Here is a 14,391-nt window from a genome sequence, read left to right as displayed (position 1 = left end):
TGACCAGATAACTTTCCCTTGGGCTTTTTTGGACAGGTTTCTGATATGGTTCAGATCAAATTCGGCAAGATCTGAGCTGCTTCCCACACAGATATAGTCTTCATTTGAGAAAAGAAGTGTGACTGACTCAATATACTTATTGTAAAAAGTATAAGAATTCAATGCATTATATAAACTTCTCCGTATCAGTGCAGTTCGGTTGTCTTTTGGCGAATTGCAAAATGCAGAAAGTCCTTCTTGAATTACGGTGTCTGTCAGAATATTGCTGGAGATAGTTTCTACGGCATTCATGCTGGACTCAATAGAAGTAGATACATGATTTAGAAGGGATGCATTTGTCTGATATATCGTACGATCATAATCTTTTATTAAATAGCGGATACTCAGAAAAAAAACTGAATAAATACAGATGATACAAATTGTAATAACCAGGATGATCTTTCTGTACAGTGACAAATTGTTTAAAAATATTTTAATGCGGTACATATTTTATAAAATCCCCCTCTGTTTTTGGGAAGTACGCAAAAGCTTCGTTTTTTATTTGGTGTTTTAAAAGGATAGAGTATAAATATATATTATATTGATGAAAATACCATAATTTGTTTATTTATTCAATAAAAAAAGAGATATTGTGATAAAATAACGCTTTTTTAATTGTCAAAAACGCTTTTTTAAATTTACATTTGTATACGATATCAATATTATTAAGTTATCAATTAAGATAGAGGAGGATCCATTGTATGAAAAAAAAAGTAGCAGCAATGGCGATAGCGGCAATTATGGCGGTATCTGTATTGAATGGATGCAGCTCTTCCGATATGGGGGCAGGAAGGGCAGATGATCAGAGTGTGGGAAAGACATCAGATGAAGGAAGAGAAACATCTTCTTCTGGAGAAAAAATTACTCTGAATCTGTACTGGTGGGGAAATCAAACCAGAAATGATGTGACAAAAAAAGCCATTGACCTCTATATGGAGAAGAATCCGAATATCGAGATTAAGGCGGAATTTACGGACTGGTCAGGATACTGGGATAAATTGTCTGCTATGGCGGCAGGCGGTAATATGCCAGATATTGTTCAGCAGGATTATAGCTATATTAACCAGTATCAGAAGAGTGGACAGCTGGCAGATCTTACGCCATTTATTGAGGATGGCACCATTGATACAGCTAATATTCCTGACAGCATCATTAAGAGCGGTTCTATTGATGGGAAATGTTATGCCATCAGTCTTGGAAGCAATGCCCCTGTTATGGTTTATGATAAGGAGATTGCAGAGAAAGCTGGGGTTATAATACCGGAACAGGCTACGATCGATCAGCTGTATGACTTGGGAGAGCAAATTTATGAGAAAACAGGTGTAAAGACCTATTATGATGGCGGTATTAATTCTATGGTTTTTGTTGCAAGAACAAAGGGATCCCATCTATTTGATGAGTTGAATACGGGAGAAATCTCTGCTGTTCTTCAACATTTTAAGAATGTAGAAAAGTTTAATGTTTCTGAGGCGGCTATTGCACCAGATTTACTGGCAGAAAAAAATCCGGATGTAGTAGAAACAAAGCCTATAATTGATCAGTCAGCCTGGAACGATTTTTCCTACTCAAATCAGTATATCAGTATATCTGATGTGGCAGGACGGGAATTAGGAATATCTATGTATCCAACATCTGCTGATGCAAAAGAGCAGCCTATGTACCTAAAACCAAGCCAGTTTTTCTCTATTGCCGAAACATCACAGCATAAAAAAGAAGCTGCAGAATTTATCAACTGGTTTACTAACAGTGTTGAGTGTAACGAGATTCTTTTAGGTGAGAGAGGTGTTCCCATAAACACAGAGGTTGCAGAAACAATTAAAGCAAAGGTAGATGAAAAATCTGCTAAGATTTTTGATTATATTAACCGTGTGGCGGAGATTGCAACGCCAATCGATGCACCAGATCCAAACGGTAAGGGCGAGATTGAAGCATTGAGCAAAACGGTGGTAGAGGATATACGGTATGGAGATATCACTCCGGAGGATGCAGCAAAGGAATTTGTAGCACAGGCACAGACTATTTTAAAAGAAGCGCAGTAAATGGTTTAAACATAGATGGATCAAGGAGGTGCTGCAGTGAAAAAACAAGGTAGATCCTTCAAAAGACAACGGACGTTGACACAGAGGATGAACACACCTCAGGCAGCAGGTTATGTATTTATTCTTCCTTTTATTATTGGGTTCCTGTCGTTTATGGCACTGCCGATGATATTGTCGTTTGCATTTTCTTTTACAAAATATAATATTTTGGAGTCCCCGGAGTTTATTGGGTTTGGAAATTATATAACGATGTTTACTGGAGATCCTAAATTCTGGAAAGTCTTTGGGGTGACTATGTACTATGTTGTATTCTCAGTTCCGCTGAGACTGGTCATGGCTTTGGTTGTAGCAATGCTTCTGGTAAAGAGCACAAAGCTGTCTGGTTTTTACCGAGCGGTATTTTATTTGCCGTCTATCATTGGATCCAGCGTTGCAGTAGCTATTTTATGGAAGAGGATGTTTGCCAGTGATGGAGTCATCAATGCTCTGTTGAATACGATTGGAATAGAAAGTAAAATTGCATGGCTGGGAAGAACAGATACCGCACTGTGGACGCTGATTATTTTGGCAGTTTGGCAGTTTGGCTCGTCTATGTTGATTTTCCTGTCTGGTCTGAAACAAATCCCCGTTTCTCTTTATGAGGCGGCTACTGTGGATGGAGCTACAGGAATTCAACGGTTTTTCAAAATTACTTTGCCTATGCTGACCCCCACAATATTCTTTAATCTTATAAATCAGCTGATCAGCGGTTTTATGGCATTTACCCAGAGTTATATTATCACACAGGGAAAGCCAAGGGATACGACACTATTCTACACAGTATATATGTATCAAAACTCGTTTACCTATAACAAGATGGGATATGGCTGCGCTATGGCATGGTTTATGGTGTTGGTAGTAGGAATTTTAACTCTGATCCTATTTAAAACCCAGAAATACTGGGTATATTACGACTCAGAAGGATGATGGTACATGAAACAGGGATATAAAGAAAAAAGAATCATTTTAAAAGCGGTGTATCATGTGTTGACCTGTCTGTTTGCATTGGTCATGATATATCCGTTAATCTGGATGATTATGGGATCATTTAAGGATTCCAATGAAATATTTCAGGAAGCGCAGAGACTTTTACCAAAAACATTTACATTGGAAAATTATTCTGTAGGATGGCAGGGCTTTGCCGGGTACAGCTTTGGGCTTTTTTTTCGAAATTCATTTATTATAGCTGGCCTGTCTACGATTGGCGCAGTAGTGTCCTCTGGAGTTGTTGCATATGGATTTGCAAGATGTGATTTTAAACTCAAGGGATTTTGGTTTGCCTGTATGCTGCTTTCAATGATGCTTCCCTTTCAGATGATTATGATACCACAGTATATTGTATTCAATAAAATGGGGTGGGTTGGTTCTTATCTTCCGATTATTGTTCCGCAGTTTTTTGGACAGGGATTCTTCATTTTTCTGAATGTCCAGTTTATTAAAGGAATACCATATGATCTGGATGAGGCGGCACGAATGGACGGATGCAGCATTTACAGTATCTTTCCAAAGATTATTTTACCGCTGATTAAACCTTCTCTGGTTACCAGTGCAATCTTTTCATTCATGTGGAGGTGGGATGATTTTCTTGCGGCGCTGATATATTTAAGCGATCCATTAAAATATCCGGTCAGTTATGCGCTGAAAATGTTCTCTGATCCAACAGCGGGTTCAGACTGGGGGGCTATGTTTGCGATGGCAACGTTGTCATTGCTTCCTATCTTCCTGATTTTTCTGACCATGCAGAAGTATCTGGTGGAAGGAATAGCTTCCACGGGGATAAAGGGGTAAGAGAAGAAAAAAGGGAGGAACAAAATTTTAGTTGTTTCTCCTTTTTTATAAGAAATCTGATATATTTGGAGGCTGCCAGATGGATTTTACAGCAAATAGAATACGTGCAATTCTTAAGGAACTTGAAGAGCATTGTTGGAAAAACAGATGTCCAGTGGAAAAAATTAACACAGCCAGGGGAAATTATACATATGGAAAAACATTTGACAGAAATAATTTTGCATGGCAGACATTTGGGCGAGACGAGACCTGGGGAGGTACGGACTGGCATCAGTGGTTTCTGGCGGATATTCCCGGAAAAGCAGGAATACAGGAAGAACCGCTGTATGTAATAGTAAGCACTGGAGCAAATGATATTTGGAATACGGATAATCCTCAAATTATAGCCTATAGAAATGGATATATGTCGGCAACGATGGATATGAACCACCAGGTAATGTGTCTTGCAGATAGTGCCAATCCAGCCAGTACATACGAAACCGCTTTTTACGCCTATACAAATGGTCATAAAAAGAGTGATTTCTTTCGCCTGGATACGGCTGTTCCAAATCAGCCGGTCATTGATCTGTATTTTGATATGAAGGTGCTTTTCGAGGCGGCAGAACTAATGGAAAGTGAGGAGTTAGTCTTTAAGGATATAATGGATCTCCTAAGCTTTGCAGCAGATATTCTGGATTTAAGAAGAATAGAATCAGAGGCATTTTATAAATCAGTAAAGGAAGCAAGGGAATATTTAAAGAAAAACAGGTATGATCATCCGGCAGGGATGGAAGTAACTGTTCACAGCATTGGACATACTCATATTGATGTAGCCTGGAAATGGCCTTTGCGGCAGACACGGCAAAAAGTGGTACGTAGTTTTCAGACTGTACTGAATCTGATGGATCGCTATCCATCCTATAAATTTATGTCCAGCCAGCCGCAGCTTTATCAGTTTGTTATGGAGGATGCACCATGGCTTTTTGAAAAGATACGTCAAAAGGTAAAAGAGGGAAGATGGGAAGCAGAGGGAGGAATGTGGCTGGAACCTGACTGCAATCTTTCCTCGGGCGAATCACTGGTGCGTCACCTCATATATGGAACAAGATTTTTTGAAGAGGAACTAGACGCATTGCCTAATGAGGTACTTTGGCTTCCTGACGTATTTGGGTACAGTGCAGCCCTGCCTCAGATTATGAAACAGTTCCATATGCCCTATTTTATGACAACGAAGTTGGGATGGAATGATCACAATCAGTTTCCAAATGATACGTTTTTGTGGAGAGGAATTGATGGAAGTCAGGTTCTTACTCATATGATCACTACAAAAAACTATGACAAGGAAAACAAGAAAGATGGAAGGAATGCTTTTAACACTACATATAATGGCCTTCAAAATCCAAGCCAGATCAAGGGAACCTGGCAGCGCTATCAGAACAAGGAAGTAAGCCGCAATGTGCTGACTTGCTATGGGTATGGAGATGGCGGGGGTGGTCCTACTGCTCAGATGCTGGAACAGGATGAGCGTCTGAGCAGAGGTGTGCCTGGGTGCCCAGTGACAAAACAAAGTTTTGTAAAAGATTTTTTTCATATTTTGGAACAAAATTTAAATAGAAGTAAGCTGCCGGTGTGGCATGGAGAACTATATCTGGAGTATCACAGAGGAACTTATACCTCTATGGCTAATAATAAAAAAAATAATCGTAAATGTGAATTTTTGAATCAGGATGTGGAATTCTTCTCTGTTCTTGCAGGCAGACTTATCTCGTATCCAAGAACAGAACTGGAACATTGTTGGAAACTGCTTTTATTGAATCAGTTCCATGATATTCTTCCGGGATCATCTATTGCAGATGTGTATGAGGATTCAGACCGTCAGTATGAGGAAATACAAACTGTAGATGGAGAATTAATTCAAAAGGCACAGAATGTGCTGCTGAAAGAGCAAGGAGCAAGAATACAGGAAGAAAATGCAGATGGAATTGCCCTGTGGAATACGTTAAGCTTTGAACGGACAGAAATTCTGGAGCTTTCAACACAGATTCAGGGAATATCCGGCCAAAAGAGTGCAGATGGAAAATGGTTATATCTCCTAGAGAAAATCCCGCCCAAAAGTATGTGTATTATAAAGAAACAGAATAAAAAGAACAAAGAAAAGGTTATGAAGGTGATTGATAAGGATGAAAATGGGCATCCAATTCACATCCGTACACCTTTTTATGAGATAGAATTGAATGTAAAGGGGGAATTTACACAAATCAAAGATATTACGGAAGATAGAGAACTCATGAAAATGGGAGAACGGGGAAACCGTATCCGTGTGTTTGAAGACAAGCCGATGGAATTTGATTCATGGAATATTGATCCCTATTATGAGGCAAAGTCCTGGGATTGGGATGATACGCAGGAGTTTCGTGTAACAGAAAATGGGCCATACAGGGCCTGTATACAAATTCGCCGCCAGTTTATGGATTCATGGATGGAACAAAAAATTTATTTTTACAGTCATACAGGACGGATTGATTTTAGAACCAAATTGGACTGGAAAGAGCACCAGCTTCTGGTTAAGGCGGAATTTCCGGTAGACATTCTGGCGGTTCGAGCGGATTACGAGATCCAATTTGGAAATGTGGAACGGCCAACTCATAAAAATACTACATGGGATCAGGCTATGTTCGAGGTTTGTGCACATAAATGGGCTGATTTGGCGGAACCGGGTTATGGAACATCTATTTTAAACGATTGTAGGTATGGATACGATATCCATGATAGTATAATGCGTCTAACGTTGCTGAAATCAGGTATTTTTCCCAATCCTAATGCTGATGTTGGGCTTCATGAGTTTACATATGCTCTGTTTCCACATACGGGAGATTATAGAGAAGGAAAAGTTGTTCAGGAGGCGTATCGTCTGAATTGTCCTCTGTATGGACAGGCGGTACAGGCAGGTCAGGAATATAGATTTTCCTTTATGGAGATTCAGGAAGAAAATGTGATTGCAGAGACCCTGAAAGCCGCTGAGGATGGGAATGGTGTTATCGTTCGGTTATATGAAGCATATGGAAAACGGGGTAATATCCATATTTCGTTTGCAGATAAATGGAATGTGGCTCAGACCGATCTTCCAGAGAAGGAGTATAAATTGCTCCAGCAGGAAAATGGAGAGGTGATTTTGAACATGAGACCTTTTGAAATAAAAACACTTCGTTTGGAACACATTTAAGGACTGGGGAATCGGACAATGGAAGGAGAAAAAGATGGATTTTGATGTGCTGGCGTTTGGTGCAAAGGGAGATGGAATGACCAATGATACAGCCGCTATTCAGGAAACAATTGATCGATGCTACCAGGAAGGCGGTGGAAGAGTTATTTTAGAAAGCGGAAAAACATTTTACTCAGGTTCCCTGATTTTAAAACCTTATGTAGAGCTGCATATAAAAAGAGGAGCAGTGCTGAAAGCATCCGGAGACCTTTCAGCGTATTTTAGACCTAACTGCGGGCTTCGCGATGAAGGCATAGATCGGATAGGAACGCCGGTGACGCTGAAACCTTCTTATGCATTTTTATATGCAAAGGATGCGGATGGAATTGCAATCAGCGGAGGTGGTATTATAGATGGAAACTGTTATGCGTTTGTACATCGTGTTAGCCCATATTATGTAACAGGAGACCTTTATCCAAGGCCTACTATGATTTACCTGGAACACTGTAATCATATTACAGTGAAGGATGTAACATTACAGAATGCACCATTTTGGACACTTCATCCCGCCGGATGTGAGGATGTGCTGATTTCGCAGATACGCATTTTAAATCCGCTGGATGTGGCGAATTCAGACGGTATAGATCCGGATCATTCCTCGAATGTGAGGATATTGGGCTGCCATATCGTCTGTGCAGACGATGCCATTTGTCTGAAAAGCTCTGCTGGAAATATGGAATATGGTTCCACAAAAAATGTGGTAATTGCAGACTGCACGTTGGTTTCCACTTCAGCGGCCGTAAAAATTGGAACAGAAGGAACGGGAAATTTTGAAAATATCTTAGTCCATGACTGCATCATATCCGACTCAAACCGTGGAATATCCATTCAGATAAGAGATGGCGGAAGTGTGCGGAACGTGTCATTTTCCAATATAAGGATAGATACAAGACGCTTTGCGGATTGTTGGTGGGGCTGTGGAGAGCCAATTGCTGTTTCAAGCTTTAATCGGGATGAGCAGACGCCCTCAGGAATAGTGGAAAATATTTTGTTTGATAATATTTTATGTAACTCAGAAAATGGTGTTTTCATAGCCGGAGGTCCGGAATATAAGGTTCGCAATATACGTATGCGCCATGTAGATGTGGAGCTTTCCACAAAGTCAAAATGGCCCAAAGGCCAGTATGATATAAGGCCGGGAGCCGGAATGGGAATTGAAAAGACAAAGACAGCCGGATTTATGCTGCGAAATGTAGATGGTGCAGTTCTTACTGATTGCAGTGTGGTCATTCATGACAATGAAGACGGATGCTTTGGAAATGCATTTGAAACCCATGAGTGCCGTGGGGTGAAAATATAAAAAATAATCTGTAATTATTCATCCCCGCCATATTTCCGCATGGCTGAATAATTACAATAATCCACACCATGTATTGACATTTCTGCAAAAAGCATTATAATAAAGGCAGATAACTTGTCGGACAAGATGGAGAACTCATCATGATTCAAAGGAACAATGTCACGGAACAGATCATAGCGTATTGTAAGCAGCAGATACGGAGCGGTACCTGGAAAATAGGTGAGAAGATTCCATCAGAGAATCAGCTTTGCGCAGAATTGGGAGTCAGCCGGGCCAGTATCAGGAGTGCCATCAAGGAACTGACAGGGATCGGGGCATTGGAAAGTGTTCATGGAAAAGGAACATTTCTCATTGACAATCAACTGGATATTGGCGGCAGTCAAGAATATAAGATCACGTCAGAGGATTGTAAGGATATGGAAAAAGTGCTTGAATTTCGTCGGATTATTGAGCCGGAGGCCTGTTATCTGGCAGCCCGCAATATGGGAGAGGAGTTGTTAGGCAGGCTTGAGCACACACTGGAGGAGATGCGGTGCAATGTAGGCGATTCCTTACGTTTTGTGGAGGCGGATCTTCAATTTCACTGGCTGCTTAGCCAAGCTACGGATAATCCTCTTATAGAAAAGAGCATGAACCGTATATTTAAGGAAAATCTGGAAGATCATGAGAAGATGAACCAGGTATTTGGATACCAGGACGGCATCTATTATCATACGATGATTATCAATGCCATAAAAGCGGGAAATCCGGAAAGAGCGCGAGGAATCATGCACGATCATCTTCAGCATGGAGTAGACAGGCTTAAGAAGGGACAGATAAAAAAATAAGGCATTGCATTCAGCAGTGCTTTATTTATAGATTAACTTGTCAGACAACATACAAGAATAAGGAGGAGCAATGGGAGTAAAAATCAAAAAGATTAAAGTAATCTGTACAGCCCCGGAAGGAATCAATCTGGTAGTAGTAAAGGTCGAAACAGATCAGCCGGGACTTTATGGGCTTGGATGCGCTACATTCGCCTACCGTCACCTGACGGTAAAACATCTGCTGGAAACATATTTTGAGCCGTTGCTTGCAGGGAAGGATGCGGAAAATATTGAAGAGCTTTGGCAACTGATGCATCAGAACGGATACTGGAGAAATGGCCCTATTGAAAACAACGCGATATCCGGTATTGATATGGCTTTATGGGATATTAAAGGAAAACTGGCTGGTATGCCGCTGTACCAGCTGTTTGGAGGAAAGGTAAGAGAAGGCATTCCTGTATACCGCCACGCCGATGGACGTGATCTCGAAGAACTCTGCGAAAATATTGCCAGATTTCATGAAATGGGAATCCAGACGATTCGCTGTCAGTGCGGAGGTTATGGCGGAGAAGGTTATGGGCATACGCCGAAAACCGCTCCCGTAAATGCAAAGCCGGGAGTATATCTGGATGCACAGAAATATATTCGCGATACGACGGCTCTTTTTGAAGGAATACGAAACAAAATGGGAGATGAGATACAGCTGGTTCATGATGTCCATGAACGGATTGCCCCAGCAGAGGCAATTCAGCTTGCCAAAGCTCTGGAACCCTATCATTTGTTCTTCCTGGAGGATCCGGTGCCTTTAGAGCAGATGCACTGGTTAAGGCAGCTACGCCGGCAGAGCTTTATCCCAATTGCTCAGGGAGAGCTCTTTAATAATCCGGCGGAGTGGCGCACTCTGATTACAGAACAGCTGATCGATTTCATACGGGTGCACTTAAGCCAGATCGGGGGTATTACACCGGGAAGAAAACTGCAGACTTTTGCAGAACAGTTCGGCGTACGAACCGCCTGGCATGGTCCTGGAGATATGTCGCCCATAGCGCACGCAGCGAATATTCATATTGATCTGGCGGCTCCGAATTTTGGAGTTCAGGAATGGTCAGGAATCGAGCCTCCCAATTTTGTGATTCAGAAGCTGCGTAGTCAGCATGGGGCACTTCTGGAAGTATTTGACGGATTGCCGGAGTTTAAAGATGGCTATGTATATGCAAATGACAGACCGGGACTGGGAGTGGATATTAACGAAACCGAGGCAGAAAAATATCCATGCACAGCGGAGGTAACGACATGGACTCAGACAAGACGCAGGGATGGAGCTCTTCAGACCCCTTAGTCTTATTATGGATGTGTATTAAGAAGATTAGCAGGAGGAGGCGTGTACAGTGAAATCAAGGTTAGCAAGGGCAGCAGCAGCGCTGATGGCGGCAGGAGGGCTGGCCGCAGTTTTTTCAGGCTGCAGTGCCAAAAAAACGGAGCAGGAAGTAATCCATTTGAAAATGGCTGTGGCAGATGCGGATAATTCAGCCCAGGCAGAAGGCGCCAGAGAGATCGCCAGAGAGGTAGAGAAAGCTACGGATGGGATGATTCAGATCGAGGTTTTGGCAGGAGGAACCTTGGGCGGAGAGCGGGATACAGTAGAACTTGCCATGCTGGGAGGCATCGATATTGTAACCTGTGCAAATTCTGTATTTACACAATGGATTCCGGAAATGAGCATTTTAGATCAGCCTTATCTCTTTACCAATGAAGCCCAGGCTCATGGAGCAGTAGACGGCAGGGTAGGGGATTTGATTGAAAGGGAAGCTTTAGATAAGCTTAATCTTCATGTGATCGGTTATATGGAATCAGGGTTTCGCAACGTATTTTCCAAAGAGCCTATCCAGTCAATTGAGGATTTTCATGGTGTAAAGATCAGGACGATGCAGAATCCCTATCATATGGCGGCGTTTGAGTCATTTGGAGCAATCCCTACGGCCATGGCTGTCAGTGAACAGTTTACGGCGCTTCAGCAGGGAACCATAGACGCCTGTGAAAATGCAGTAAGCAACTGTCTGAATAATGGATTTTATGAAGTGACGAAAAACATCACCTACACCAACCATGCATTTGTATACATTTTAGTCAGTATGTCAGACCATGCATGGAACAGGATCCCGGAGGAACTTAGGCCGGCATTTATGGAAGCGGTAAACCGAGGATACAACACAGAACGAAAACTGCTGAAGCAGGCCAATGAGGATGCGGTAAAGATTATGGAAGAAGAGAAGGGTGTAGCGTTCCATGATATTGACGTAACGGCGCTTCAGGAGGCATATAAACAGCTGGCAGAGAAAAAAGGCTATCGCTTTGATCAGGAATGGCAGGAGGCTTTGGAAGAGGCTATCCGTGAAAATCCGTAAGGGGGCGGCATAAGATGAAGAAAATATTGGACGTATTGACAAAAATAGAAAATTTTATAATGGCAGCAGCATTTATGGTAATGGTAGCAGCATCATTTGCCCAGGTGGTCAACAGAAATATTTTCAAGCTTCCCATATCCTGGTTTGATGAGGCATCCGTATACTGTATGGTCTATATGGTACTTCTCGGAACGGAGGTGGGGCTTCGGGACGGGACTCAAGTCGCAGTAACGGCAGTGGTGGACAGGCTGAAGGGAAACGCAAAAATACTGGCTCAGCTTCTGGCAAAGGCAGTGGTGGTTATTTTCTCAGCCGGCGTATTTCTGGGAGAAATGAAGCTTATGGACATTCAGATACGCACAGGACAGGTTTCGGCGGCTCTTGGGATTCCCATGACAATTCCCTACGGCGCTATGGTGATAAGCTTTGCAATGATTACTCTGGTGCAGTCGGCAGAGGCAGCATTAACGGCAGTACATTTATTAAAAAGCCATAAGGAGGAAACAGCATGACCGGTATTATTTTATTCGGCAGCTTTGCGGTATTTTTGATTCTGGGAGTTCCCGTATCCATGGCTCTGGGCGCGGCTACAATGGGAACCATTCTTTTCAGCCCTGACATAGCGATTACAATTGCTGTGACTCCGCAGAGAATTTTTGGGGGTCTGGAGTCCACATCCTTAATGGCAATTGCTTTTTTTGTACTGGCCGGCAATTTAATGACAAAAGGCGGTATATCCAGGAGACTGGTGGATCTGGCAAATTCCATGGTGGGAGGGGTCAGAGGGGGAATGTCTCTGGCGCTGGTACTGGCCTGTACATTCTTTGCAGCTTTATCAGGTTCGGCACCGGCGACAGTGATTGCTATCGGTTCGATGCTTTATCCTGATATGACGAGAATCGGGTATCCGAAGGACAGGACTGCGGGCCTTCTGGTGGTTGCCGGAGGGCTTGGCCCGATCATTCCGCCAAGTATCATCATGGTGGTATATGCCACTATGACTGGAGCTTCCGTGGGAGATATGTTTAAATCAGGACTTGCTATTGGTATTGGGATTATGGCGGCCTTGATGATTGTCGTTCTTTTCTTTGCTCAAAAGGAGCAGTGGCCCAAGGCAGAGACACGGATTACGCCAAAACAGTTTCTGGTGAACACCGTAAAGGCAATTCCGGCGCTGCTGCTTCCAGTGATTATTCTGGGGGGGATTTACAGCGGTATCCTTACGCCTACAGAATCAGCTTCTGTGGCTGTGGTATGGGCTTTAATTGCAGGTATGTTCATTTACAAAGAACTGTCTGTGAAGGATCTGGTGCCTATTATCCTTGATTCGGCAAAGGGATCGGCAATGGTACTGTTTATTGTGGCGTCATCGACTGCCTTCTCGTGGCTGTTTACATTTTCTGGTATTTCCAGCGCACTGGTCAATGCCATTGTAGGTATGAACCTTAATCCTGTAATGTTCTGCCTGATTATTGCGGTAATTCTTCTGATCTTCGGTACATTTCTGGAGGGAATTGCTACGGCAGTGCTTCTGGTTCCGGTACTCTGGCCTATGGCAGCTTCTCTGGGAATCAACGTGATTCATTTTGGCATGATTGTGTGTATTTCCAATGTGGTCGGCACTATGACACCGCCGGTGGCAGTTAACATCTTTTCGGCGGCCAGCGTGACAAAGTTAAAAATGGGAGATATTGTAAAAGGTCAGATACCGTTTTTCATTGGTTATCTGGTTGTATTTTTCGCAGTTGTGTTTATTCCCGCAGTCAGTCTTTTTATGCTGTAAAACGTATCTGAAGGTGAGAGACTAAATACATTGGCGTTGTGAAAATATATTTAAATGATCATAAAAGGGAGGACATAAAAATGGCATTTATTGCAAAAGAAATGTTTAGCGTGGAAGGAAAGAAATGTATCGTTACAGGAGGCGCACAGGGGCTTTCAAAGGGAATGGCAGAGGGACTTTTGGAAAATGGGGCTGAAGTGGTTTTGGTAGATGTTCAGGAGGAGAAGTTGAAACAGGTAGTAGAACACTACCGCAGCCTGGGATATAAGGCCTATGGAATTGCAGGTAATCTGGCAGACAGGGAGGAACTTGGAAGGATTTTTGACCAGGCGCTGGAGGTTCTGGGAGGACGTTTGGACGTTCTTATTCCGGCAGCGGGAATTCAGAGACGCCATTTGCCAGAGGAGTTTCCTGTTGAAGAATGGGATCTGGTTATGAAAATAAATCTCGATCATGTATTTTTGATGATTCAAAAGGCGCTGAAGGTAATGCTGACACAGCCCAAGGGCGGGAAGATTATCAATGTCGCTTCTATGGTGTCATGGTTTGGAGGAACTACGGTTCCTGCTTATACTGCAAGCAAGGGAGCCGTTACGCAGCTTACCAAGAGCCTTGCGGTGGACTGTGCAGGCAGAGGAATCAATATCAATGCTCTGGCACCCGGCTATATGGATACGGAAATGTGCGCCAATATGACGCAGGCACGCAAGGATGAAACGACACTCAGAATACCACAGGGCAGATGGGGAACACCTGAGGATATGAAGGGACCGGTACTATTCCTTGCTTCTTCAGCCTCCGACTATCTGAACGGCGCAGTAATACCGGTTGACGGTGCATATCTGGTAAAGTAATGAAGGGATATAAACCGATAGCCTGCTGATGAAAATGGCAGCCATTCAGTATGGGGCCTCTTTTTGAATGTCTCTCGTCATTCAAAAATGCTTACGC

The 14,391-nt window shown here is 42.8% G+C and carries 11 protein-coding genes; all 11 read left to right on the top strand.

Features of this window, described 5'->3' with window-relative positions; translation table 11 throughout:
* The first annotated feature begins 740 nt into the window (after window positions 1-740).
* The 11 genes from HW447_RS09690 to HW447_RS09640 all read left to right on the top strand — a co-directional run bounded on the left by HW447_RS09690 (window position 741) and on the right by HW447_RS09640 (window position 14,294).
* The gene (locus HW447_RS09690; protein ID WP_176255096.1) at window positions 741-2,078 is read left to right on the top strand and encodes an ABC transporter substrate-binding protein; all 1,338 of its coding nucleotides are present in this window, start codon (window positions 741-743) and stop codon (window positions 2,076-2,078) included.
* 87 nt (window positions 2,079-2,165) lie between these two features.
* Window positions 2,166-3,044, top strand: a complete 879-nt coding sequence (locus HW447_RS09685) for a carbohydrate ABC transporter permease (RefSeq protein WP_243176266.1) — start codon at window positions 2,166-2,168, stop codon at window positions 3,042-3,044.
* 6 nt (window positions 3,045-3,050) lie between these two features.
* Entirely contained in the window at window positions 3,051-3,905 is an 855-nt protein-coding gene (locus HW447_RS09680; RefSeq protein WP_176255094.1) for a carbohydrate ABC transporter permease, read from the top strand.
* Between the two features lie 154 nt (window positions 3,906-4,059).
* Window positions 4,060-7,107 (top strand): alpha-mannosidase, encoded by a 3,048-nt coding sequence (locus HW447_RS09675; protein ID WP_176255093.1) that lies wholly within the window; start codon window positions 4,060-4,062, stop codon window positions 7,105-7,107.
* A 34-nt stretch (window positions 7,108-7,141) separates the two neighbouring features.
* Complete coding sequence (locus tag HW447_RS09670; RefSeq protein WP_176255092.1) at window positions 7,142-8,446, top strand: glycoside hydrolase family 28 protein; 1,305 nt, start codon at window positions 7,142-7,144, stop codon at window positions 8,444-8,446.
* Between the two features lie 140 nt (window positions 8,447-8,586).
* Entirely contained in the window at window positions 8,587-9,273 is a 687-nt protein-coding gene (locus tag HW447_RS09665; RefSeq protein ID WP_243176263.1) for a FadR/GntR family transcriptional regulator, read from the top strand.
* Between the two features lie 70 nt (window positions 9,274-9,343).
* On the top strand, window positions 9,344-10,591 hold the full coding sequence (locus tag HW447_RS09660; protein WP_176255091.1) for an enolase C-terminal domain-like protein: 1,248 nt from the start codon (window positions 9,344-9,346) through the stop codon (window positions 10,589-10,591).
* A gap of 49 nt (window positions 10,592-10,640) precedes the next feature.
* Entirely contained in the window at window positions 10,641-11,657 is a 1,017-nt protein-coding gene (locus HW447_RS09655) for a TRAP transporter substrate-binding protein (RefSeq protein ID WP_243176262.1), read from the top strand.
* Between the two features lie 14 nt (window positions 11,658-11,671).
* Window positions 11,672-12,169: a TRAP transporter small permease gene (locus HW447_RS09650; RefSeq protein ID WP_176255090.1), complete on the top strand. Its 498-nt coding sequence runs from the start codon at window positions 11,672-11,674 to the stop codon at window positions 12,167-12,169.
* Window positions 12,166-13,440 (top strand): TRAP transporter large permease, encoded by a 1,275-nt coding sequence (locus tag HW447_RS09645; RefSeq protein ID WP_176255089.1) that lies wholly within the window; start codon window positions 12,166-12,168, stop codon window positions 13,438-13,440. Before HW447_RS09650 ends, HW447_RS09645 begins: the two co-directional genes overlap by 4 nt.
* 80 nt (window positions 13,441-13,520) lie before the next feature.
* Entirely contained in the window at window positions 13,521-14,294 is a 774-nt protein-coding gene (locus HW447_RS09640; protein ID WP_176255088.1) for an SDR family NAD(P)-dependent oxidoreductase, read from the top strand.
* The last annotated feature ends 97 nt before the right edge of the window (window positions 14,295-14,391 follow it).

It is taken from the genome of Enterocloster alcoholdehydrogenati (assembly GCF_013282095.1).
Classification (GTDB): Bacteria; Bacillota; Clostridia; order Lachnospirales; family Lachnospiraceae; genus Enterocloster; species Enterocloster alcoholdehydrogenati.
The sequence above is the reverse complement of the archived record's forward strand: the minus strand, read 5'-3'. Positions and strand labels throughout refer to the sequence as shown.

Excerpts from the sequence above, each read along its gene's own strand:
- HW447_RS09650 (WP_176255090.1), top strand. The coding sequence starts at position 11,672 with ATGAAGAAAATATTGGACGTATTGACAAAAATAGAAAATTTTATAATG.
- HW447_RS09680 (WP_176255094.1), top strand. The coding sequence starts at position 3,051 with ATGAAACAGGGATATAAAGAAAAAAGAATCATTTTAAAAGCGGTGTAT.
- HW447_RS09660 (WP_176255091.1), top strand. The coding sequence starts at position 9,344 with ATGGGAGTAAAAATCAAAAAGATTAAAGTAATCTGTACAGCCCCGGAA.
- HW447_RS09670 (WP_176255092.1), top strand. The coding sequence starts at position 7,142 with ATGGATTTTGATGTGCTGGCGTTTGGTGCAAAGGGAGATGGAATGACC.
- HW447_RS09690 (WP_176255096.1), top strand. The coding sequence starts at position 741 with ATGAAAAAAAAAGTAGCAGCAATGGCGATAGCGGCAATTATGGCGGTA.
- HW447_RS09665 (WP_243176263.1), top strand. The coding sequence starts at position 8,587 with ATGATTCAAAGGAACAATGTCACGGAACAGATCATAGCGTATTGTAAG.
- HW447_RS09645 (WP_176255089.1), top strand. The coding sequence starts at position 12,166 with ATGACCGGTATTATTTTATTCGGCAGCTTTGCGGTATTTTTGATTCTG.
- HW447_RS09685 (WP_243176266.1), top strand. The coding sequence starts at position 2,166 with ATGAACACACCTCAGGCAGCAGGTTATGTATTTATTCTTCCTTTTATT.
- HW447_RS09640 (WP_176255088.1), top strand. The coding sequence starts at position 13,521 with ATGGCATTTATTGCAAAAGAAATGTTTAGCGTGGAAGGAAAGAAATGT.